Origin of the sequence: Coprococcus sp. AF16-22, from assembly GCF_003461545.1 — a bacterium.
GTDB classification, from domain to species: Bacteria; Bacillota; Clostridia; order Lachnospirales; family Lachnospiraceae; genus Coprococcus; species Coprococcus aceti.
In genome coordinates, this window is the sequence record NZ_QTXH01000009.1 from 17,352 (window position 1) to 41,723 (window position 24,372).

The 24,372-nt window shown below is 45.0% G+C and carries 16 protein-coding genes; all 16 read left to right on the plus strand.

What is annotated here, in order from left to right:
• Positions 1–394: 394 nt before the first annotated feature.
• The 16 genes from DWW60_RS10120 to DWW60_RS10195 all read left to right on the plus strand — a co-directional run bounded on the left by DWW60_RS10120 (position 395) and on the right by DWW60_RS10195 (position 24,246).
• Positions 395–1,450: an iron-containing alcohol dehydrogenase family protein gene (locus DWW60_RS10120; RefSeq protein ID WP_022217410.1), complete on the plus strand. Its 1,056-nt coding sequence runs from the start codon at positions 395–397 to the stop codon at positions 1,448–1,450.
• A gap of 110 nt (positions 1,451–1,560) precedes the next feature.
• On the plus strand, positions 1,561–2,700 hold the full coding sequence (locus DWW60_RS10125; protein ID WP_117875303.1) for a rhomboid family intramembrane serine protease: 1,140 nt from the start codon (positions 1,561–1,563) through the stop codon (positions 2,698–2,700).
• 156 nt (positions 2,701–2,856) lie between these two features.
• Positions 2,857–4,485 (plus strand): hypothetical protein, encoded by a 1,629-nt coding sequence (locus DWW60_RS10130; RefSeq protein ID WP_117875304.1) that lies wholly within the window; start codon positions 2,857–2,859, stop codon positions 4,483–4,485.
• A gap of 30 nt (positions 4,486–4,515) precedes the next feature.
• Positions 4,516–5,235, plus strand: coding sequence for a DUF6063 family protein (locus tag DWW60_RS10135; protein ID WP_004852816.1), 720 nt, complete (start codon positions 4,516–4,518; stop codon positions 5,233–5,235).
• Positions 5,177–9,703 (plus strand): hypothetical protein, encoded by a 4,527-nt coding sequence (locus DWW60_RS10140; protein ID WP_243002948.1) that lies wholly within the window; start codon positions 5,177–5,179, stop codon positions 9,701–9,703. Before DWW60_RS10135 ends, DWW60_RS10140 begins: the two co-directional genes overlap by 59 nt.
• Before the next feature lie 112 nt (positions 9,704–9,815).
• Positions 9,816–11,369, plus strand: a complete 1,554-nt coding sequence (locus DWW60_RS10145; RefSeq protein ID WP_015534398.1) for a DUF975 family protein — start codon at positions 9,816–9,818, stop codon at positions 11,367–11,369.
• A gap of 40 nt (positions 11,370–11,409) precedes the next feature.
• Positions 11,410–12,201, plus strand: a complete 792-nt coding sequence (locus DWW60_RS10150; RefSeq protein WP_117875306.1) for a TraX family protein — start codon at positions 11,410–11,412, stop codon at positions 12,199–12,201.
• Positions 12,202–12,260: 59 nt separating this feature from the next.
• Positions 12,261–12,872 (plus strand): zinc-ribbon domain-containing protein, encoded by a 612-nt coding sequence (locus DWW60_RS10155; RefSeq protein ID WP_117875307.1) that lies wholly within the window; start codon positions 12,261–12,263, stop codon positions 12,870–12,872.
• 463 nt (positions 12,873–13,335) lie between these two features.
• Complete coding sequence (locus DWW60_RS10160) at positions 13,336–14,607, plus strand: substrate-binding domain-containing protein (protein WP_022217414.1); 1,272 nt, start codon at positions 13,336–13,338, stop codon at positions 14,605–14,607.
• Positions 14,608–14,794: 187 nt separating this feature from the next.
• Positions 14,795–16,303, plus strand: coding sequence for a sugar ABC transporter ATP-binding protein (locus tag DWW60_RS10165; RefSeq protein WP_015534393.1), 1,509 nt, complete (start codon positions 14,795–14,797; stop codon positions 16,301–16,303).
• A gap of 17 nt (positions 16,304–16,320) precedes the next feature.
• The gene (locus tag DWW60_RS10170; protein ID WP_022217415.1) at positions 16,321–17,973 is read left to right on the plus strand and encodes a galactose/methyl galactoside ABC transporter permease MglC; all 1,653 of its coding nucleotides are present in this window, start codon (positions 16,321–16,323) and stop codon (positions 17,971–17,973) included.
• A gap of 380 nt (positions 17,974–18,353) precedes the next feature.
• Entirely contained in the window at positions 18,354–18,596 is a 243-nt protein-coding gene (locus DWW60_RS10175) for a hypothetical protein (protein WP_147341857.1), read from the plus strand.
• Between the two features lie 123 nt (positions 18,597–18,719).
• Positions 18,720–20,327, plus strand: coding sequence for a response regulator (locus tag DWW60_RS10180; protein WP_117875309.1), 1,608 nt, complete (start codon positions 18,720–18,722; stop codon positions 20,325–20,327).
• 32 nt (positions 20,328–20,359) lie between these two features.
• Positions 20,360–22,264, plus strand: coding sequence for a cache domain-containing sensor histidine kinase (locus DWW60_RS10185; RefSeq protein WP_330377921.1), 1,905 nt, complete (start codon positions 20,360–20,362; stop codon positions 22,262–22,264).
• Positions 22,251–23,213 carry a substrate-binding domain-containing protein gene (locus tag DWW60_RS10190; RefSeq protein WP_015534391.1) on the plus strand — a complete coding sequence of 321 codons (963 nt, stop codon included), beginning with the start codon at positions 22,251–22,253 and terminating at the stop codon, positions 23,211–23,213. The genes DWW60_RS10185 and DWW60_RS10190 overlap by 14 nt, the downstream gene beginning before the upstream one ends.
• A complete protein-coding gene (locus tag DWW60_RS10195; protein ID WP_022217418.1) occupies positions 23,206–24,246 on the plus strand; it encodes a galactose ABC transporter substrate-binding protein in 1,041 nt (346 codons plus the stop codon). Before DWW60_RS10190 ends, DWW60_RS10195 begins: the two co-directional genes overlap by 8 nt.
• Positions 24,247–24,372: the final 126 nt, after the last annotated feature.

A 24,372-nucleotide genomic window follows, 5' to 3' on the forward strand; every position in this document is an offset into this window, starting at 1 on the left:
TCTGAATACAAAAAGAAAAGGCTGCCATCTCTGGCAGCCTCTTCTTTTTGTATTAAAAGGGAGTGACTGCAACTACATTATGTGAGGGGAGGGTGTTGCAGTCGTTTATGAAAAAGGGGATGTAAACAACTCGCTTACGCTCTCGCTGTTTACATTTAATAATATACTGAGAAAATGTGTTCTAATTTTGGAGAAGTTGTGTAGAAAATGTGTTTTTCGGGTAAAAATATGAAGATGCTGTAAGAAATTTAAAGGATATAAAAACAGCATAAGGCAGACATGGCTAGAAATTAGAAAGGTAAGTAAAGGTATGAGACAAAATGTGTATTGTCCTGTTTATTTTTGCTGATTATATAATGTATAATGGTAGAAATGTATTTAGGAGGATAAACAGATGGCAGGAAGTCATATAGCAATACCAACCATTCTTAAGATCGGAAAGGGAACCCTGAATGATCTGGGCAAATATATAAGTGCTTCCGGGATGAAGAATGCTGTTATTTATTTTGGAAATGGACTCATAGACATGTTTGGACAGCAGGTCATGGATTCTCTGAAGAAGGAAAATGTGACAGTTGTGGAGTACAGAGAGCTGGATTCCACCAATATAGAGGATATAATCAAGCTGGCATTTGATATAGATGCGAAGGCCCAGGTGATCGTGGGTATCGGCGGAGGAAAGGTTATTGATGTGGCAAAGTATGCGGCATATCTCAGAAAGCTTCCTTTTATAAGTATTCCGACATCGGCATCATCGGATGGTTTCTCAAGCGCCAGCGCATCACTTATGGTAAATGGACGGCGTACATCGGTGCCGGCAAGAATGGCATATGGAATCATAGCTGACACGGAGATCATCAAGTCTGCTCCAGAGAGATTCCTTTACTCGGGAATCGGAGATATGGTATCCAAGATCACATCCCTCTATGACTGGCTCTTCGAGTCTGAACTGGGATACTCTGAGATGAACGATTTTGCAGTTATGATAGCGAAGAAGGCGGTGAACAGCTTCGTCAGAACACCATTTGAGACGATCAAGGATGACCTCTTCCTGAAGGAGCTTCTCGATTCCCTTGCCATGAGCGGTGTTGCTAATGAGATTGCAGGCGGAAGCACACCGACATCCGGAAGTGAACACCTGATCTCACATGCACTTGACAAGATGCTTGAACAGCCACAGCTCCATGGAATCCAGGTGGGAATTGCCACATATATCATGGCGGTTGTCCAGGATCACAGATATGTCAGGGTAAATGCTATATTTGAGAAGACCGGTTTCTGGGATTATGTAGCTACACTTGATCTCAAGAGAGAAGATTTCGCAAAGGCGATAGACATGGCACCACAGATAAAGCCTCACAGACACACATACCTTCATGAGGAGAAGTACAGAGAACTTGCCAAGAAGGTTCTGTATGAGGACGAGGTACTTAAGAGAGTATTCGACTAAGAAAAAAGGTGTGAAGAATGGTACTGCAAGGTGGAAAAACAGTGTATCGTGTAAAACAATGAACAGTATGTGGATGCCAGCCGTGGGGGGCATTGTCAGGAGAGTATTATATGGAAGAAAACAATTTCGGCTATGGCTTTGAACATGATGACTATGGGAGATTTGAGCAGGATATTGACCAGGACACAGCATATGTGATCAGACCTGAGCAGATGGGCGGTGGAGCTTCCCCGCAGCCACAGATAAAGAGGACGATCCCTATAGTTACGATTGCATTGATAGTGGCAAATGTCATAGCTGGCATCATGTGCATCGGTGTGGACAATTACTCCAGAACCGGTGGACTCAACTATCAGTACGTGAAGCTGAATGGCGAGTATGGACGACTTATATCGGCGATGTTCCTGCATTCTGGCTTTGATCATCTCTTTGGCAATATGTTTGCACTATATATGTTTGGCTCCACGGTGGAGAGAAAACTTGGCTCCCTGAGGACGACTATCATATACTTTGTATCAGGAATTGTTGCCGGGATCATATCCATGAATGTGTATCATATGACTGATCCTGACAGAATGCATTTCTCTATAGGAGCATCAGGGGCGGTGTTCGGAATCATATGTGCTGCTGTGTTCCTGACATTCATGGGCAACAGGAAAGCAAGCAGAAAAGATATGATGATATCCATAGTTGTTGTGGTCATATATGCTCTGTATACAAATGAGAAGAATATAGATATCTATGCGCATGTGGGTGGTGCGATCGTGGGAGGAATCCTTGCATTTGCACTGAATATCAAGCGGTGGGAGAAGTTTAGGGAGAACAAATTCTGCAAGCTTTTGGCAGTCATACTCACATTGTCCATGTGCGTGACAGGTATCGGTGAGGCGGGGATCGGCAAAGATGCAGCAGATCTTCCGGATAAGAGGATAGATTATATAAAGGAACAGAAGATATTCCCAGATGGAGACACAACCTATGGGGATGGTCTGGATGCCTATTGCAGCGATGAACACTGGCAGGCATTTGTCGCGACGGACGGAAGTCAGATAGTGCAGTTTGAAGGGAATGCCACATATAAGGGGCAGCAGGTGACGGTCACAGTCCAGTTTCAGATAGAGGGTGACTGCGAGGGCTATCAGCCGGGATATGTCGGGCTGAATGATGTGGGACAGAACAGTGAGAGTGCCACGGAATTCATGTTGACAGTGTGTGGAAGATCGATAAATGAGCTGAAGTACGGAAGATAAATATCGTTGTGTGAACAAAAGTGTCATGGTATACTAAATCTGTGTGTCCATATGCGGATAGAGAAGATATGTGTCTCAGAATATGGGCAGATATATCAGGAAAAGTATATGGTATAAGATCTATTATAATCAGGAAAGTACAGAGATAGAGAAAACATGGCACTCAAATACGTGATGATAAATGACATAATTGAAGAACATAATGCAAGAATGCAGAATCTGAGGAAATATTACCCGTTTTTTGTTCTGGCTGAGACCACATTTGCGCAGTATAAGGAAGGTCGTTATGCACAGCTGGACATGGGTTATATAACCATGGCGATTCTGCGTTTTTTTATTCAGGAGAACAGCTTCAATGAGCGTGAAGTGTCATACGATGAATATGAGGAATTCATGGGGCAGCTCCTTGACCGTGATTTCGATGTGGAGATCGCGGGAGATGACAGGGCTGACCTGATAATGTATATATTTGACAAGATCAAGAACGACGGAAGAGCATTTGAATTCACGTTCTATGATCCAGGAAAGAAGCAGCGCAAGACGGGACGAGTGAAGCTGATAGACAGCCATATAGTGGATGGCAAGGTCCTGTATTTCATTACTGCGGATGGAATCGAATTCTATCTGGACACCAAGGAGATCAAGGACGAGAGCAAGATCAACGTGCAGCAGCTTCTTCTGGAAAAGATGATCGTTGGAGAGAACTTCCGTGGCGGTATCGAGGTCGTGCGCAGGATCAATAGCGAGGTGAACAGGCTGATCCGCGAGAAGGATGAGATAGTAAATCTTCTGTCCATCGACGTGTTCAAGGGCGCGGAGGAGTACGAGAATTATATGAAGACCGTCGGCAAATGGTTCGCTGACGAGCAGAAGCTCTTTGCCAAGAACAAAGCTCTGGTGGACAAAGCGATCACTAAGGCGAGCTATGATAATATGGGCAAGGGCAACCTGAAAGCTATGGAGGAGATAAGCCAGCTTGAGCTTGAACTCAAGAGGACCATCATCAAGCACGGAAGTCTGATAAGCAGCACAATGGAGCTGCAGAACATATCGGACAATATCATACACAAGGCGAAGCTTCAGAAGCTTAGACCTGCATTTGACTTTGCAGGACAGCTTCAGAGTATCATAAAAGAGGACAGACCGGATAAGATACTCACCATACTTGCGCCTCTCTTCGCTCCGAGGATCGTGAAAACGTTCAGCATGACATCCATAGATCACATGCTCACGCTGAAGTCCGAGGACAATGCGAAGACCACAAAGGTAAAGAAGGAGCAGCTTGATCCGAACTTCCGTTACGAAGATGAACTGCTCGATGAACAGATAAGTGCCAACTTCACAAAGCTGTTCCACGAACTCCTTGACCAGCTGAACAAATGGGGACATCTGAGTCTCAAGGAATTCAATGGAATACTTGAAGTTAAGTTTGGAAAAGAAATCTACGACAACAAAGATTACTATTCCTTCCTCACACACCTGGCTCAGAAGGACAGATACAGCGTGGATGAGATACTGGCAAAGCCGGACACTATGCTGGAGGGAATGCTGGTAGATCACATAGAGAGAATAAAAACTGGCAAAGGTATTGCTATTTTGCAGAATCAGACCGATGGTGATATGGGGCATGGCGGTTCTGGTCTCTCCCGTGAGATGTATGCACCGGAACTCACACTGGATGCGTTCAGAGGCATGACATTTACACTGGAATTCCATCCAGACGAAGAGATACAGATTGGCGAGGACATGTACGTTACGGGAATTCAGTTTAACAAAACCAGCTGAGAGTGATTGTACGGAGAATAGGAGAAAAAGATGGAAAGTAAGAATCTGGACAAGGCGATAGAGATATATTCCAAGTTAATATCAGGTGAGGAGATCTGCAAGAAGCATCCCGACAACGGCCCGCTGTACGATGAATTCTACGGCAATGCCGAGGTGTACGACATCGTCATGAATATGATGAAGAAGATGAACCTGTCACTGTACGAGTACAATGACAGCTTGTATATAACAGCCGGAGAGGGCAACAGGGTATTTGGCTATACGAATGACGACATGAAGAAGCTTCTGGGACTTCGTCTGAACAAGGAGCTCTATCTGTGTTACTTCATTATGTATATGACACTTCTCTATTTTTACAAGGATTCCTCCAGCTATCAGTTCAGGGAGTATGTGAAGTCAGAGAACATTATAGATGAGACAAGCAAATATCTTGCGGACATAACGAAGAAGCTTGATGTTCTGTCAACTGATGAGGTGGAGCAGGACAGCTTCAAGGCGATAGCGCTCCTGTGGGATGAGCTCCCGGCGGTGACGGGCAATCAGGAGGGCGACAGCGCCAGGGCGTCCAAGGCATCCCGGGCGGGTTATGTGAAGCTGGTGTTCAACTTCATGTCGGCCCAGCGGTTATTTGTGGAGAATGCGGACAGGTACTATCCGACAGACAGGATGAAAGCTTTGTCGGAGAACTATTTTGAGGAATACAGAGGACGGTTGTATCAGCTGCTTGGAGGTGAAGAAGAGGATGCCTAGTATCAACAGGATAAGGGTCAACAATGTAAAATATAACTTTGGTACACAGCAGTACGATGACTTCACCATGAGAATGTATGGCAAGAACACGCTGTATGATCTGGCAAATGGAGGAGGAAAGAGTATTCTCATGCTTCTGCTCCTTCAGAACCTGATACCGAACTGTACTCTGGATGAGAAGCAGCCTGTGGAGAAGCTTTTCCGTGCGGGCGGCGGCAACACAGTCATCCATTCGCTGATCGAGTGGAAGCTTGACGAGGCGGATATAAAGGATGGCTACAGATACATGACCACCGGATTCTGTGCCAGAAAGGCGAAGGATGCTGCGGATGCCGGGGAGGTACAGAAGGACACTGCATCCATAGAGTATTTTAATTACTGCATTTTCTACAGGGAATATAACAAGAATGACATAGTGAACCTTCCTTTGTCGGAGGGTAATGAGAGGATCACATTCAACGGTTTAAAGGCATATCTCAAGGATCTCGGACACAGGGATATGAGTCTGGAGGTCAGGGTATTTGACAAGAAGGGCGAGTACCAGAGATTTATAAGCGGCTATGGTCTCCACGAGAGCCACTGGGAAATCATACGTGGAATCAACAAGACAGAGGGGCACGTAAGAACGTATTTTGAGACAAATTACAGGACCACAAGGAAGGTAGTGGAGGATCTGCTCATAGAGGAGATCATAGAGAAGGCATTTGCCACAAAGACAGGACGAAACGGTGAGGAAGACACCATGGCAGAGACTCTTCTCGACATCAAGGACAAGCTGAACGTTCTGGCGCAGAGAAAGCGTGACATAGCCAACTATGACCACCAGATAGAATTGATAAATGTGCTCGAGGGCAAGGTGAACTCATGCATAGGTCTCTACGAGGACAACGACAGGATATGTAAGGGCCTGGCCGATGTGTATGCCACAGGAAGGGCGTGTACACAGGAGGGCGACACCCATATGGAGGAGCTTGCGAAGGCAAAGGCTGACGCCGGGGAGCAGATGGAACAGCAGAACAAGCGTCTGGCAAATCTCAGGGTCACCAGGGATTATCTGCGCCTTGAGGACATGAACCGCAAGATGGATGACACTGCCACGCAGATAGAGAACAATGAGAAGAAGCTTGCGGAGCTGAAAAACCAGATCGGCTACAAGGAGAGTGTAAATGACTACCTTGTATACAGGGAGAACAAGCGACAGTACGAAGAGAGCAGACTGATAGTCGACAATATAAGAAACAACATCGGATCATCCAGTGAGAAGATGGCGGTGTATGCGTACAACAGACGCATCCGTGATGAGAAGAAGCTTGCAGAGCTCATGGCGGCAAGGGAAGAGGCCCAGACCAGCTATGATCACGCACTTGAGGAGGCGGAGTACTGCAGAAAGGTCATGAGGGAGGGCGAGATCGCCCAGGCGGTGGCGGAGAATAATATCGCTGATGCCACAGCCAAGATTGATGAGATAAGTGCCCGAATAAGTGAGCTGGCTACATCAGTCAACCTGCTCGTAGTGGGTGATGTGAAGGATATGATGAACAAGGCTCAGGAGGAGTCTGACAGGATACTTGCTGAGATGACAGAGTTGGAGATAGCCATAGCAGATGGCAGGACAAAGCTGTACGATGACAGATACAGACTGACGACTGTGCAGGCTGAGTATGATGCGCTGGAGAGAAGCTGCGAGGATGCAAGGCTTGACGCCGAGGCGTACAGGCAGTCGGGAAGTCAGCTCGACAGCATCATGGCAGTATACTCTGTGGAGAATCCACAGGATATAACAGGTGTTATAAATGACAGGATTAGGGGCACCATAACAGAGACGATCAAGCGCCAGCAGGAGATCGACAGACTGACAAAGCTTGCGAAATGCTATGAGGATGGCAGACCATTTCCGCCGTCGGAGGGTGCTGAGACTGTGATAAACTACATCTCCACCAGACATGGGCTCATGGCCATGCATGGTGCGGATTATCTGTCGGCACTCCCGGGTGATACAAAGGAGGAGCTGCTTCAGGCAAATCCATACCTGCCGTACAGTGTTGTGACAAAGGGATTTGATAGTCTGGAGGACGATATAAATCTCGGTTCGATAGACACCGGCAGTGAATGTGTAATGGTGTACGATATGGATAAGCTTTCAGACTCAGCGATAGTTCCCGCCGAGAACATGCTTATCATAGGAAGAGACAGGAAATATTTCATGTCTAAGGACTCCATAGAGGACGCCAGAAAGGCAAATGCTGATAAGATATCAGGTCTCACGGAGGAGATCAGTCTGATAAATGAGAAGCTTGCGACTTATCAGGAGGATCTTGCATTTGTCACAAGGCTTGTGGATGCGAGATATACAGGTGCCGAGGACAGGGAGAGAGAGCTGAACCAGGCACTGCTCGATAAGAATGATGAGCTTGAGGAGCTTAAGACATCGATCAAGGTTACAGAGACGGAGCTTAAGAATAACACCGAGAGATATGGAGACCTGCAGCAGAGTCAGCAGAAGGAATCTGACAGAAGACAGACATTTGTCATGATAGAGCAGCTGTCGGATCTTGCAAGACCGGAGGAGCAGAGACTTGCCGAGTATAAGCAGAGGAAGTCTGACCTTGTGGCAAAGCTGTCAGGACTTCAGAGCGATGTGCTGAAGTGGTCGACGACGGTTGGAGAGACTGAGTCAAAGCTTGCGGGGCTTACAAGGAATATAGAGGATATCCAGTACAAGTGGACGGAGTATTTCGAACCGTATCTGCCGAAGTCTGAGAATGCGGGAGTTGCTGAAAATACAGATGGTGCAGGCGTGGCTGCTGCGGCATGGCAGGACGGAATACCGGAGGAATACAAGGAGACTTTGGACATTTCAGATGAACGGCTTGAACAGGAATTTATGGCTATGCTGGCGGTTTCAAAGGAGCATGCGCCGGATCTTGAGGACAAGAAGAAGCTCATGGATGCGCTGAAGAAGTCAATGGACAGAATACAGAAGACCATAGAGAAGAGAGGCTTTGACATGGCAGTATTTGCCGGGGCAGGAGAGCTCTATCCGACGTCTGAGGACAATCTCAGGGAGATGGACGATGAGCTGGCAAGGCTCACGTTGATAGAGGCGTCGCTGATGCAGCAGCAGAAGGCTGACCAGAAGGCGTATAGCAAGCTTGAGGGAAGCATAGAGTATGCGATAGAGAACATCAACCGCACATACGGCGATGGCAGCTATGTACGTGAGGAGATATCTGCAGCCGATGCCGATACAGCCATAGCCAATGGAGATGCGGTGCTTGCGGATATGAACCGCATATTCAAAGAAGCTGAGAAGGCGTACAGCGATTACTATAAGCAGTATGGTTTCATGGTGGATCTGTACAAGGATGTAAAGAGAATAGTCGATACAAATGACATAGATGTGTCCGGTGGAAATGTACTGGATGAAGACATGGATACCCTCAGACAGTTATTTGAGACAAGTCTTATGAAGTACGACAGGAGCATGAAAGCCCTTGACCGCGCAAAGAATGAAATCATGAGATTCAAGGGACAGACGGCGGATACGCTTGTGGAGATGGGTGTATTCGAGATGGCCAATACGATCAGACAGGATGTGCAGGTTCCGGATACCTACAGTCAGGCAAAGGAGCTTCTGGCAAATCTTCTTCAGATTATTGAGTTCATCAAGCTGGAGAAGGAGCGCGTCGAGAAGGGCATTGAGGATATGGTTGCCATAAAGGAGAACTTCGAGAATCAGTGTGTACAGAGATGTATGGATGTCAAGACTGAGCTTGAGAAGCTTCCAAAGCTGTCACGTATCACGGTGGGCGATGATGTGATCAAGATGGTCGATCTAACTATACCTTATGTGAAGGATGAATTTGTGAAGCAAAGGATGTCTGACTATATAGATGACATAGTGAAGGGTACGGATGCCTACGAAGACGAGAGAAAGAGGATCAAGTACATCCGTGACTGCCTCGGACTCAAGAAGCTGTTCGGCGTCATGGTCACAGATATGAACGCCATAAAGCTTAACCTCTACAAGAGGGAGAGGATAAAGGAACAGAGCCGTTATCTCAGATATGAGGAGGCTGTTGGAAGTACGGGACAGTCTCAGGGAATCTACATTCAGTTTCTGGTTGCTGTCATCAACTATATTGCCGGAATGTACAGTCTGGCACCTGAGGAGTCGATACAGTCCAAGACTATATTTATCGATAACCCATTTGGTGCTGCAAAAGATATATATATTTGGGAGCCTATATTTGCCATGCTGGCAGCTAATCATGTGCAGCTCATCGTACCTGCCCGTGGCGCGACACCGGCCATCACCGGACGCTTTGACGTGAACTATATCCTGGGACAGCAGATGGTGGGCGGAAAGCAGCAGACAGTCGTTGTGGACTACACCAGCAAGACAGATCAGGAGGAGCTTGAATATCAGGAACTTTCCTATGAGCAGGCAACCTTCGACTTCATCTAGGGGGATTCAGGTTATGAGTTTCACAGTTTGCCTGAGTGATGTGACATTAAAAATGCGGGATATAGACGTAAGATGATAACATTTAAAATTCTATAAGGGAGAATGTATTATAATGACTTGGAACAGGAAACAGCTTAAAAAGGGAGCGTGGAACACGGTATTTAAACGTGGACTTATGGCTTGGATGGCTATGGTCGCTGTGTGTTTTATTTTCTCTTATCTTGGGGTAGATGATTCTTCCCAGACAAAATTCGTGAAGGGAATAGATCAGGTGCTTGGACAGGAGACCGAGCATGAGGCTGACAATGTGACCATACTCAAGGAGTATGTAAAGAATATGCCGATGATTGAGCATATGTCGGAGAAAAAAGCCGAGACAGTAGCCCGTGCGATAGACTCGGTGACGGCGAAGCAGACCTGGATCATCAAGCTTTTAGGCGCCAACACGGCATATGTGGAGAGAAATCCCGGCGAGGTCATAGTGATGCTCCTGATATCTGCTCTTATCATGGCTGTTGTCCATTTCTTTATACAGAGTGCGGCGATAGTGGGCAAATGCCGTTATGCCATGGAGTGCAGATACAGTGACAAGGTGTCCGTCAACCGGATGTTTGCACCTTTCCACAGACATTATTTACTCAGACTTATGTGGGTCATGTTCTGTTACAATGTTGTTATGACACTCTGGTGGCTCACGATAATCGGTGGTGTGTACAAGTATTATCAGTATAGGATGGTTCCATATCTCCTGGCGGAGAATCCAAGACTCAAGTGGAGAGATGCGAAGAACATGTCAAGGGAGATGACGAGAGGCTATAAGTGGAAAATGTTCCTGACGGATCTGTCGTGCATCCACGTGTGGATGATCAAGGCTATACCGGTTGCAGGACTTCTGGTAGCATTACCGTTTCAGATGGAGCTTGATGTGGAGATGTACTTCTGGTTCAGACAGAATATAGGTGTGGAAAATTTTGTCGAGGAAGCATTCAATGCTGCACCATATAACAAAAAGGCTATCGAGGCTGCTTATCAGTCGGCAGGAGACGCGGGAGTTGCTGAGGTATGGACTAAACCGGCCTATATTCTCCAGGATGTCGCGGTCGAGGTGCCTGAGGGAATGAAGGTGAAGAGTGAATACAGTCTCAGGGACTTCATTTTCTTCTTCTTTGTGTTCTGTTTTATAGGATGGCTGTGGGAGGTCGTACTCTATATAGTTATGGATCATGTTCTTGTAAACCGTGGAACCATGTATGGACCGTGGCTGCCTGTGTACGGAGTCGGCGGCGTTGCTATCATATTCCTGCTTGACCGCTTCAAGGCAGATAAGGCAAAGCTGTTTGCTATGGCGATGGTGGTATGTGGAATCATAGAATTCATAGCAAGCTGGGCACTGGATTTCTTCTTTAATTCACAGTATTGGGACTACAAGAACGAGTTTCTTAATGTAAATGGAAGAATATGTCTGGTGGGACTTCTTGCATTTGGTTTGGGCAGCCTGTTTGGAGTGTATATAGCGGCACCGAAGCTCAGTGAATTTCTGAATTCCAAGAGCAAAAAAGTGCAGAACATTATATGTATCACATTGTCGGTATTGTTTATCATAGATCTGATATGCTGCGCCATATTCGGATTTAACAAGGGCGAAGGAGTTGGCGGCACATATTAGGAACCAATATGACGAAGTCATATAAAAAGGAGGAATCAATATGACGGATATACAGAATGGTAAAATGATTGATCCGGGGAAACAGTCCTGGAATATAAAGGCAGGAGTATTCAGCTCCTGTATGCTGCATATCATTGCGATGGCATGCATGCTCAGTGATCACATGTGGGCAACGTTGTTTCCGTATGTGGATATACTTACGTGCATAGGAAGAATAGCATTTCCGATATTTGCCTTCATGATAGTTGAGGGATTTTATCACACCAGTAATTTCCGCAGATATCTGTGCAGAATGCTGATATTTGCGGTGATATCTGAAGTTCCGTTTGATCTTGTGTCCGGAGACAGTGTACTGTATCTGTTTCATCAGAATGTACTTTGGACATTTCTCATAGGATTACTGCTGATAGCATTGATAGACAAAGTAAGGAAAAAGGGCAAGGTATGGCTGTGGATTCCGGTTGCGGTTGTTGTGGCTCTTGTGGGATATGTGATAGGAACGATCACAATGGTTGATTTCTATGGAGCGGGAGTCGTCATGGTTATAATGTTCTATCTGTTCCGGGGCAAGGAACCATGGAAATTGATAGCACAGATTGTGTGTATGTATTACATCAATGCACAGCTGCTTAGCGGATATTGTTATACGTTTAGTATAGCGGGACATAGCTTTGAGTTCCCGCAGCAGGCGTTTGCGCTCATCGCATTGCCGGTGATATGGCTATACAATGGAAAACTGGGATACCATAAGAAGTGGTTTAAATACTTCTGTTATGCATTTTATCCGGGACACTTGCTTGTATTGTACATAATCTGGCAGATGGTGATGTAGACATGGTATGAGCAGAGAATCGGTGATTTTTGCAGATATTTGAGAAAGGAAGAAATAGTATGAATGCAGCTCATAAGATAGTGGTTTTGGTTGGCAGTATATTTCTTACTGTCGGTGTTTTCGTGGGAATTATATTTGCGATTGTGGCGGAGCCTGGCAAATTCCCCCTGGCTATGCTGAGCCTTCCGGGAAGTTTCTTACTGATCGGTGGGGGAATGGATATAGTGGTGGCGATATTGGTCCACAACAAGAAGATGATAGTGAAAAAGGGCGTGAGGTATCCTGCAAAGATATATGGATACACGGAGAATACTTCTGTCAGGGTGAACAATACATATATGATGGACACGATCGTGCATTACTTTGACAGCTACCATGTTGAGCGGGAGGCTATAATACCAACGGGATTCACAAGGGGGGGCGGCATGTATCCGATAGGTCTGACGATAGATATATTTGAGTACAACGGCAAATACGGCTATGATCCGGATTCAGTAAGGGATGAGAGGCTTCCTGGTGAGGAAGAGCTCATGGACGACAAGCCGGTGGCACCGGATAAGCTGAGACTTGTGGCGGTCAGATGCCCGAATTGTGGTTCGAGTTTCCGTGCAGCGACTGGATATTCCAGCAAATGTCCTTATTGTGGAAATTACTTGAATGTGAATATGTAAGCCTGAAAAAGAGCGTGGGTGAGTCGAACCCACGCTCTAGCAAAAAGGAGATAATTTTATGCACAAACCTACGAAACAACAACAAAAAGATAAAAACAAGCCGTTATAGAAGATTCCACTAAAATGCCGAGAATGAGTCAAAACTGCCCAACTCAATATGCAATTTTACCCGTGTTAAGCGAAAAATACACTTGACATATAACTATTAACCAGTGTGAATTGGTAAAAATATCTATAAAAAAATCAATAAATCACAAAATTTTGCTAATTAATCCAAAAATATTCTATTCTTTCAAATCCCGTATCAACTTATAATGAGTACAGTCAATGAGGCAAGACGAAAAAATAAAACACACAAAGCCAAAGGATGTGTTAAGTTTCAGAAAACTTAACATGCAGCATCAGCCCTTGCCGAAGGCAATTACAAATGGGCTGATGTTCAAAGAACAGGAGGGAATGTAATATGAGAAAAAGAAGAATTTTAGCTGTAGCAGCAGCTGCAACACTTGCTTTATCAATGGTAGGATGTGGATCAGGCGGAAGCTCAAGTGGCGGAAGCTCAAGCAGTGGAGTAGCCAACAAGGACAAGCCACTTTGCTGGTTCAACCGTCAGCCATCTAACAGTTCAACAGGAGAGCTTGACAAGGACGCTCTTAGCTACAACAAGGACACATATTATGTAGGATTTGATGCTAATCAGGGTGCTGAGCTCCAGGGCCAGATGGTTCTTGATTACATCAAGGCAAATGCAGCAACGATCGATCGTAACGGTGATGGAGTCATCGGATATGTACTTGCAATCGGTGATATCGGACACAATGATTCAATCGCACGTACAAGAGGTGTTCGTTCAGCACTTGGCACAGGCGTTGATGCAAGCGGAGCAGTTGATTCAACACCAGCCGGAACAAACGTAGATGGTAAGGCAACAGTAGTACAGGATGCTAAGCTTGATGTTGATGGCAAGACATATACGATCAGAGAGCTTGCATCACAGGAGATGAAGAACTCTGCAGGAGCTACATGGGATGCAGCTACAGCTGGTAATGCAATAGGAACATGGACAGCATCATTTGGTGATCAGATCGATGTAGTTGTTTCAAATAACGATGGTATGGGAATGTCAATGTTCAATGCCTGGGCAAAGGACAACAAGGTTCCTACATTTGGATACGATGCTAACAGCGATGCAGTTGCAGCAATTGCAGAGGGCTACGGCGGAACAATTTCACAGCATGCAGATGTTCAGGCTTACCTGACACTGAGAGTTCTCCGTAACGCACTTGATGGTGTAGATGTTGATACTGGTATCGGTACAGCAGACGAGGCTGGAAACCAGCTTGAGGAAGGTGTTGACTACAGATACAGCGCAGACGAGAGATCATACTACGCACTGAACGTGGCAGTAACAGCAGACAACTATCAGGATTTCACAGATTCAACAAAGGTTTATGACAAGGTTTCAAAGCAGCTTGACTCAAGCAAGAGTCCAAGCAAGAAGGTATGGCTTGACATCTACAACGCTTCAGATAACTTCCTGAGCTCAACATACCAGCCACTTCTTCAGAACTACGATGACCTTCTTAACCTGAATGTAGATTACATCGGTGGTGATGGACAGACAGAGTCTAACATCACAAACCGTCTTGGTAACCCAGGCGAGTACGATGCATTTGCAATCAACATGGTTAAGACAGACAATGCAGCATCATACACATCAATTCTCTCTAAGTAATATAAGTTACCTGGATGATTGATCAATAGGAAATGATTTAACTCAGAGGGGTGTCAGACTAAACATTTGATACCCTTCTTTTACTAAGAGCATGTATCAAGTTTTCTATGAAAACTTGATATGTAGCATCAGCCCTCGCTGAAGGCGACTATTAATGGGCTGATGTTCAATGAAAGGAAGTAGAGATATGGCAGAAGATAAGAATAAATACATCTTATCGATTCAAGGCATGAGCAAATCATTCGGCAGAAACAAGGTCCTTAACCATATTAATTTGAATGTTAAACCTGGTTCGATCATGGGACTTATGGGTGAGAATGGTGCCGGTAAATCGACAATGATGAAGTGTCTCTTCGGAACCTATCAGAAGGACGAAGGCACAATAATATTAGATGGAAAAGAAGTAAATTTCTCTGGCCCTAAGGATGCACTCGAGAATGGAGTTGCGATGGTTCATCAGGAATTAAATCAGTGTCTTGAGAGAAGCGTTGTTGACAACCTGTTCCTTGGACGTTATCCAAAGAACTCTCTTGGAGTCATCGATGAGGGCCGTATGAAGAAGGAAGCTTCAGACTTGTTCAGAAAGCTGGGGATAACGGTCAATCTTACACAGCCGATGAAGAGAATGTCAGTTTCCCAGAGACAGATGTGTGAGATCGCAAAGGCTATCTCGTACAATTCCAAGGTAATCGTACTTGATGAGCCTACATCATCACTGACAGCACCTGAGGTTGCAAAGCTTTTCAAGATGATGAGACAGCTCAAGGAGCAGGGAATTTCCCTGATCTACATCTCACATAAGATGGATGAGATATTCGAGATCTGTGATCAGATATCAGTTCTCCGAGACGGTAGTCTGGTCATGACAAAGGACAGCAAGGACACCAACATGAACGAGCTTATATCAGCCATGGTTGGTCGTTCACTTGATAACAGATTCCCACCGGTCGACAATACGCCGGGTGAGACGATCCTCTCAGTACAGGGACTCTCCACAAAGTATGCACCGAAGCTCCAGAACATCACATTTGATGTGAAGAAGGGTGAGATATTCGGTCTCTATGGTCTGGTTGGCGCAGGTCGTACAGAGCTCCTGGAAACTATATTTGGTATTCGTACAAGAGCAGCAGGAAATGTAATGTATGGTGGCAAGATCATGAACTTCACCGGTCCAAAGGATGCTATGGATCACGGATTTGCCCTCATCACTGAGGAGAGAAAGGCAAATGGTCTCTTCCTCAAGGCAGATATCACCTTCAATACCACCATTGCAAATATGAACCACTACAAGAGCGGCGTGGCACTGTCACATGACAGCATGGTTCGTGCCACAGCTGAGGAGATCAAGGTCATGCACACCAAGTGTATGGGACCTGACGATATGATCGCCAACCTGTCCGGTGGTAATCAGCAGAAGGTTATCTTCGGAAAATGGCTTGAGCGTTCACCAAATGTATTCATGATGGATGATCCTACAAGAGGTATCGATGTAGGAGCCAAGTATGAAATATATGAACTTATAATCAACATGGCAAAGCAGGGCAAGACTATCATAGTTGTCTCCTCTGAGATGCCGGAGATCCTGGGTATCACAAACCGTATAGGTGTTATGTCAAATGGACACCTTGCCGGAATTGTAAATACCAAGGAGACTAATCAGGAAGAATTGTTAAGACTTAGTGCTAAATATTTGTAATAGAGAGGAGCATGGATATGGCAGATAAAAATATGATCCTTTCGGCTGATGCAGAGGAAAAACTCCTCAAGCCGATTGATGAATATGTTGGAAAGATACAGGCTCAGATCGATGAACTTCGAGTTGATGGATCTGACAAGGTTCGTAGTTTGAAGAACCATATAGCTATCGCAAAGGAAGATAAGAATTTATCAAAGGAAGAAAAGGATAGCATAATCGCAAAGGATAAGGCAGCCCTGGAGAAGGCAAAGGCAGTTGAGGCAGCCAATAAGGATAAGGTTGCAAAGCTTATCGCTGACGCAGAGGGATACCTTAAGGAGCATTATGACAGCGAGTACTACAGCAAAGTAGTGGCAAGCTGCGAGACTGAGAAGGCAGCAGAAAATGAGTCCTATGAGAGAGTAAAGGCAACACTCAAGACAGAGCATGAACAGACACTTGCAAAACTCTCTGATCCGGAAGAGATCAAGGACGAGAAATATGTATACAAGAACAAGCTCTTTGATGCACAGATGACACATGAGTCAAGACTTCAGGAGATTAAGGACAGAAAGCATGATGCATTTTCACACAAGTATCATCTGATAGATCTCCTTAGAATGTCCAAGTACACATTCATGCAGAGCAGAGCACAGAAATTTGAGAATTACAAGTACACATTCAACACAACACAGTTCCTTTACAAGAACGGTCTGTATATAGTAATCGTGTTGATATTCATTGCACTTTGTATCATCACTCCAATTGTGAAGAACACACAGCTCCTCACAGTTACCAATATACTGAACATACTTCAGCAGGCATCACCTAGAATGTTCCTGGCACTCGGCGTTGCGGGACTTATCCTCCTGACCGGTACCGATCTTTCGATTGGACGTATGGTTGGTATGGGTATGGTTACAGCTACCATTATCATGCACAATGGTGCAAATACAGGTGGTGTGTTTGGACACATATTTGATTTCTCAAGTATGCCGGTTGTAGGAAAAGCATTATTTGCACTTGTTGCATGTATTATCCTCACAACAGTATTTTCAAGTATTGCAGGTTTCTTCATGGCGAAGTACAAGATGCATCCGTTCATTTCAACAATGGCGAACATGCTGATCATCTTCGGACTTGTAACATATGCGACAAAGGGTGTTTCGTTTGGTGCTATTGATTCAGCAATACCAAATATGTTCATCCCAACAATAGGAAACTTCCCAACTATTATCATTTGGGCAGTAGTTGCAATCGTAGTAGTATGGTTCATCTGGAACAAGACTACATTTGGTAAGAATCTGTACGCTGTAGGTGGAAACCCAGAGGCAGCAGCAGTTTCAGGTATATCAGTTTTCAAGGTAACACTTGGTGCATTCATCCTTGCCGGTATCCTTTACGGATTCGGATCATGGCTTGAGTGTAACAGAATGGTTGGTTCAGGTAGTGCAGCTTATGGACAGGGCTGGGATATGGACGCTATAGCAGCCTGCGTTGTTGGTGGTGTTTCATTCACAGGTGGTATCGGTAAGATCTCCGGTGTTGTAACTGGTGTTCTTATCTTCACATCACTTACCTACTCACTTACCATTCTTGGTATTGATACAAACCTTCAGTTCATATTCGAAGGTATCATCATCCTTGCCGCTGTAACTCTTGACTGTCTCAAGTATGTACAGAAGAAGTAAGGAACAACAAATTTAACTCTCACAAAACCTTTATATAAAAAGCCGCTCGGATCGTCTACAGGATGGATTGAGCGGTTTTTTTCATAAGGAGGGGCCCGCATAAGCGGGAGGATTCCTTGTGAAGTGCACGAAGTGCACGCATGACGCAAGGCATGTGGATTGGCGGAAGCCTTCCTGCATCTATGCCACTTTTTTATGCATGCCACCTAATTACGCAGCCGCTTCCTTCGCTCCAATGATTTTATCTGCATGCGGCGCCGCGCGCGATAAGGGCGTTTGCGCGCTCTGCCTTAGCAAAAATCATTGAAGCTCAGTCGCGTCTAGCTATCGATTAGGTGGCATGCATAAAAGTGGCAGGCGCATGCAAGGAAGGCTGGGATGTGGAGATATTTATATATTGTAAAATCTTGGGCGAGTGTTCCGCTTCCTTCGTTCTATTTTCCTGTAAGGGCTATATGGGGAGAGAAAAGTTACAATTTTTTCCTACAGCAGCTATTTTTGTTGGAGATAGGGAAAATATTCCAGATTACGGGAGGGCAAGATGTTCAGCCGGAAACAAGCTGGATCCTAAGCTGGAAACAGGCAAGGTTTCGAGTCACGGACAGGTGAGGAAAATTTCTTGACGGTATAGATGAAGAAATAATAATAAAAGTACAGATATTCTCTGCGGTATTTGATATAATTACACTGCTGGAAAAGACCGGTGAACCGGGTGGCATTTGATATATAGAAAGGATTTCTGTTAGATGGATAAATACAAGGTTATCCTTGTCGATGACGAGGAAGAGGTTATAGATGTTATAGAGAGAAAGATCCACTGGGATATGCTTGGGTTTGATGTTGTGGGAAGTGCCAACAATGGTGTGAAGGCTCTTGAACTGGTGGAGAAATTGCAGCCGGATGTGGTCATAACGGACATCAAGATGCCGTATATGGACGGCCTTGAGCTGTCCAGGCGGCTCAACAATGATTATCAGAATATACACATCATCATATTCACAGGGTTTGATGAGTTTGAGTATGCCAAGGAGGCGGTGCACCTTGAGATAGAGGAGTACATGCTCAAGCCTATAAATGCTTTAGAACTCTCGGATTGTCTGAAGAGGGTCAAGAACTCTCTGGACAAGGAGAGGGAGGAAAAACTGAATGTAGAAAAGCTTGCAAATTATTTCAATGAATCTCTGCCTGTTCTTCAGACAAATCTGTTTGTATCACTGATAGAGGGCAGAGTGAGCGAGTCGGATTATGAGAAATTTCTTGTAGCATACCAGATTGATATGAAGGGACCGCTTTATTGCTGCGCGGTTTTTCATACATCGGAGCATCACGTTCCAGATGGAATGAATCCGCTTCTGTTGTCAATGTCGGTGGAACAGCAGATCAAGGACAGAATTGCTGATACATGGAAATGCAAGGTATTTACATATCTGGGCAACTCAGTGCTCATCATCGAAATAGCCTCAGAGGATGCCATGGCAGAGCTGACGGATGCCTGCGACAGATTCTGCAGATGGGCTTACCGAGTCATGGGTGCCGTGGTGACTGCTGGTATTGGCAGAGTGTGTGACAGTCTCCTGAATATCAATAATTCATATGAGGGTGCCAGGGAAGCGGTATCATACAGGGTCTTATACGGAACCCAGAGGGCTATAAATATTGCTGAGATCGCACCGAAGGAGCAGAAGGCCGCAGTACAGTATGAAGATGCAAATATGCATGAACTTATCAAGTCAATATATCTTGGCAAAAGAGATGCCATTGAGGGAGCGGTACATGATGAGATAGAGAAGCTGCACAGATCTGCACAGACCATGAACAGGTACAAGCTGACGCTCATGGAGATGGTAGGAACGTTCTACAGATTCTGCGCAAATAATTTTATAGATTTTGATAATTTTTCAGGTGGGATCAGCAACCCATACGAGAAGGTTCCTGAGATGGATGAAGTTACCCTCACAGCATGGCTCATAGACACATCGATGGCGATCGGCGAGGAATTGAAAAATGCCAGAAATAACACGTCCAGAAGAATGGTAACGGATGCCCAGAATATGGTAGTTGACAGGTATATGGAGCCCGATCTGTCGCTGGATACGGTGTGCTCAGAGCTTGGTGTGTCCAATTCGTATTTTTCATCAGTGTTCAAGAAGGAGACAGGCAAGTCATTTATCTCGTATCTGACGGATTACAGGATGGATCACGCAGCCAATCTCATACTTGAGACAAATGAGAAGAGCTATAAGATAGCAGAGCAGGTGGGATATCAGGATGCAAATTATTTCAGCTATGTGTTCAAGAAGAGATTTGGAATGTCGCCATCAAAGTACAGAACTGAACATACGGGGAATAAGTAGAGCAGAGAAAGTATAAGGGGAGTAGAATTGTTTTGAAGATTAGAGAGAAAAAGGATGCTCAGGGCAAAATGCAGAAAAATAAATATTCTCTGCGCACGAGGCTGCGAGGCTGGTTTCATCATGGCAGATTTATAGGATTTGACATACAGTCAATAATAATGGCGGTGCTCACAGGACTGACGATAACCACAACTGTTGTTATGGGATTTCTTATTTACAATAGATTCAAGCTTGCGATAAAGCAGACTGCAGTGTCAAATGCAGAAAGCATGATAGAGAGTACTGTGGATAAAGTGGATACAGACCTGGCAGGCATCAGACAGATATCTAATGGAGTGAATTATAACATTATCCAGGAATATGACATCTCCAGTCAGGAGTTCAGCAGACAGTTCAGCCTTTTATATGAGGTGAATGTTGACAAAGTGCAGAGTATGGCGTTGTACGACAATTCCGGGAAGCTTGTTGCTGCGGAGCCGGTTGCAGTGCAGAAGGATAAGGTTAATGTCGAGGAACAGGAATGGTACAAGAATGCATCTGAAGATATAGAGAATATGCACTTTTCTACACCTCATATACAAGATCTGTTTCAAGATGGCGCCAACAGGTATTATTGGGTCATATCCCTCAGCCGTTCTGTTGATATCAATGATGGAGATAAGCCAGTAAACGGTGTGCTTCTGATAGATATGAAGTATTCCGTGATCGAGGAGGCTCTTTCAAGGATCAATGATTCTTCAAGTGAGACTTATTATTATCTGTGCAACCGTGACGGAGATATCATATACCATCCGCGAAGAGCAGAGATAGACAGAGGCTTTTTCACAGAGGAAAGTACAGAGGCAGCGGTATACGATGACGGTACATATGAGATCAAGATGACGGGTGGCACAGAAAATGTTGTTGTCAGCAGCATAGCCTACACTGGATGGAAGATCATAGGAGTTGTCCCGGAAAGTGTTCAGACTGCCAGCATCAATCAGTACAGATATTACATCATAACTACGGTTGTGATATTGCTTATGATGCTCTTGTGGGTGAACAGGATCATAACAAAGAAAATCTCAAAGCCTATACTTAAGCTGAATGAATCAGTAAAGTCATATGAGACAGGTGGAACCACGGATATATATATTGGAGGATCTTCCGAGATAAGACATCTGGGATATTCGGTCAAGAAATCCTATGAGCAGATAGAGATTCTGATGCAGGAGATAATCAGACAGCAGAATGAGCGGAGAAAGAGTGAGATGGATGCGCTCCAGAGTCAGATCAATCCGCATTTCCTGTATAATACACTGGAGTCCATAACATGGATGGTGGAGGCGAACAGAAATACAGATGCAGTATTTATGATATCTGAGCTTGCAAAGCTGCTGAGGATAAGTCTGTCAAAGGGCAGAACTGTCATAAGGATAGCGGACGAGATCCAGCACAGCACGAGTTACATGAACATACAGAAGGTAAGATATAAAGAAAGATTTGCTACAGAATTTATCATAGACGAAGAGATAAATGACTATTGTACAGTTAAACTTATCGTGCAGCCGATCCTGGAAAATGCAATATACTATGGTGTGGGCAACATGGATGAGGACGATGGCGGCAAGATAACTGTCCGCGGTGAGAAGAAGGGCAATGACATCTACATTTCAGTTGAGGATAATGGCATGGGTATGTCGGAGGATGTTGTCCGGAACATCCTTGTGGACAACAATAAGGTGCCAAAGCATGGCTCCGGAGTGGGTGTTATCAATGTTCACTCCAGGATAAAGCTGATGTTTGGCAGCGAATATGGATTAAAGGTGTACAGTGAGCCGGACGAGGGAACAAAGGTTGTCATTCACATTCCAGCCATTCCTTATACGGAGGAGAACAGAGAGAGACTTGAGAGGCAGGATTTTGGAAGGGGGATGGTCACAGATGAAGAAGAGTAAGATAACCTTTCTGATCGCGGAGCTGTTTCTGGTGGTTATAGCCGGATTCTTTATACATCAGATATTCCGGGAAAATGTGCCTCAGAAAAGAGTAGCGGTCATACTTTCAAATTCCGGTGATAAGAGGTGGGATGGACTTATAAATGGACTAAAACAATCAGCAAATGTCAATGATGTCCATCTTATCATATGCAACACCGATGATATCGAGTCAGCCCAGGATGAGAAGGAGCTAATAGATGAACAGCTTGAAAATGATGTAGATGCATTCATAATTTGTCCTGCACCGGGCGAGGATACATCGGATATGCTGGGACAGCTTGGCGATGTACCATTTGTACTTATAACCCAGGATGCATACAGTGAAGATGGCGCCTCGGGATTTGTCACAATAAAACCTGATAACTACAAGATAGGATATACCCTTGGAGAACAGATCAGGGCAAATGATGCGGACGGACTCCGTGGCAAAAGCATAGGCATTATAACCGGATATTCCCAGACAGAGGGAAGTGTGAGCGGAAAAGCAGGACTTATGGATGCGATAGAAGGAACCGGATGCGAGGTGAGCTGGGTGTACAGCCGATGTGGCAATCAGAACATATGTGACATTGTGGATATTCTGGGAAAGGTGGACTACATGGTTGTGATGGACACATATGCGATCGATGAGATAGGAGAGAATGCGGATAACGGTATGTACAATGGCGCCCAGATATATGGAATGGGGACCAGCGTAAAATCTGTGGCGCTGCTTGATGCGGGCAAGATAAAGTGCCTTGTTATTCCGGATGGATACGGTGTTGGCTATGCCAGTGTGACAGAGGTAGTAAAGGGTCTGAACAGCAGATTGTATACGATGAAGAGTCGGGAGGAGGGCATAAAGATAATATACAGTGACGATTTGTTCTCCGATGATGTAGAGAGGTTTTTATATTCATATGAGTAGACAGAAACGAAGAAAAATATATGTGCTTTTGCTGGCAGCTGCGATGATAGTCTCGCTTATGGGCTGCGGCAGCAGCAATAAAAAATCAAACAAAACCATGAGAGTCGGGGTGGTCACTTATACAGCAGATGATCCATTCATAAATGCCATGATTGAAAAGGTGAAATCTCAGCTTAAGACTATGGAGACCACAAACATGAATGTGATAGTATCGGTGAGAAGTGGTGATAATGATCAGCGTGAGCAGGATGAGATAGTTGATGAGATGATAGATGCAGGCTGCGATGTGCTGTGTGTAAATCTTGTAGACAGAACCGCACCGGCAAATATTATCAAGTCAGCAAGGCAGAGTGATATACCAGTGATCTTTTTCAACAGAGAGCCGGTGCGTGATGACCTGATGCAGTGGGAAAAGCTCTACTATGTTGGCTGTGACGCAAAAGAATCCGGTGATATGCAGGGGGAGATTGCGGCAAATTATATAAAGAAGCACAGCGAAGTGGATCGCAACGGTGATGGCAAGATACAGTATGTTCTTCTGGAGGGGGAGGCCGGACATCAGGATGCCATAAGCAGAACCGACTGTTCGGTGAAGACCATCATGGATAAGGGAGTGGATCTTGAGAAGCTCAGTTATCAGTTTGCAGACTGGAACAGAGGTCAGGCGGAGAACAGAATGACTCAGCTTATAAGTCAGTATGGCAGTCAGATAGAGCTTGTCATATCCAACAATGATGAGATGGCACTGGGCGCAGTTGAGGCGTACGATAACTCAAGTATAAGCCGGGACAAATGGCCTGTGATCTTTGGAATAGACGGACTTGATGATGCTCTCCAGGCGATAAAGCAGGGAAACATGCAGGGAACAGTTTACAATGACAAGGAGGCCCAGGCGGGAGAGATAGCGCGGTTGGCAGTTGATCTCTTCAAGGGAAACAGCCTTGATGGTCATAATCTTGACGAGGGCAAATATTACGTGTCGCCTTACTGGAAGGTCGATGTTGACAGCGTGGATGATTTCCTGCTCAGATAAGTACAGGAGCGTTAAAATAAGAGCCTGAAATAATGAACTAAAATAGCTGACTAAAGTTACAAACTGATACATGAGTAAACAATCGTGAATTAAAAGCATATATAATTGGAGAAGATCTGTCTGGAA

Excerpts from the sequence above, each read along its gene's own strand:
- DWW60_RS10170 (WP_022217415.1), top strand. The coding sequence starts at position 16,321 with ATGGCAGATAAAAATATGATCCTTTCGGCTGATGCAGAGGAAAAACTC.
- DWW60_RS10160 (WP_022217414.1), top strand. The coding sequence starts at position 13,336 with ATGAGAAAAAGAAGAATTTTAGCTGTAGCAGCAGCTGCAACACTTGCT.
- DWW60_RS10125 (WP_117875303.1), top strand. The coding sequence starts at position 1,561 with ATGGAAGAAAACAATTTCGGCTATGGCTTTGAACATGATGACTATGGG.
- DWW60_RS10165 (WP_015534393.1), top strand. The coding sequence starts at position 14,795 with ATGGCAGAAGATAAGAATAAATACATCTTATCGATTCAAGGCATGAGC.
- DWW60_RS10180 (WP_117875309.1), top strand. The coding sequence starts at position 18,720 with ATGGATAAATACAAGGTTATCCTTGTCGATGACGAGGAAGAGGTTATA.
- DWW60_RS10135 (WP_004852816.1), top strand. The coding sequence starts at position 4,516 with ATGGAAAGTAAGAATCTGGACAAGGCGATAGAGATATATTCCAAGTTA.
- DWW60_RS10145 (WP_015534398.1), top strand. The coding sequence starts at position 9,816 with ATGACTTGGAACAGGAAACAGCTTAAAAAGGGAGCGTGGAACACGGTA.
- DWW60_RS10130 (WP_117875304.1), top strand. The coding sequence starts at position 2,857 with ATGGCACTCAAATACGTGATGATAAATGACATAATTGAAGAACATAAT.
- DWW60_RS10120 (WP_022217410.1), top strand. The coding sequence starts at position 395 with ATGGCAGGAAGTCATATAGCAATACCAACCATTCTTAAGATCGGAAAG.
- DWW60_RS10155 (WP_117875307.1), top strand. The coding sequence starts at position 12,261 with ATGAATGCAGCTCATAAGATAGTGGTTTTGGTTGGCAGTATATTTCTT.
- DWW60_RS10195 (WP_022217418.1), top strand. The coding sequence starts at position 23,206 with ATGAGTAGACAGAAACGAAGAAAAATATATGTGCTTTTGCTGGCAGCT.
- DWW60_RS10150 (WP_117875306.1), top strand. The coding sequence starts at position 11,410 with ATGACGGATATACAGAATGGTAAAATGATTGATCCGGGGAAACAGTCC.
- DWW60_RS10190 (WP_015534391.1), top strand. The coding sequence starts at position 22,251 with ATGAAGAAGAGTAAGATAACCTTTCTGATCGCGGAGCTGTTTCTGGTG.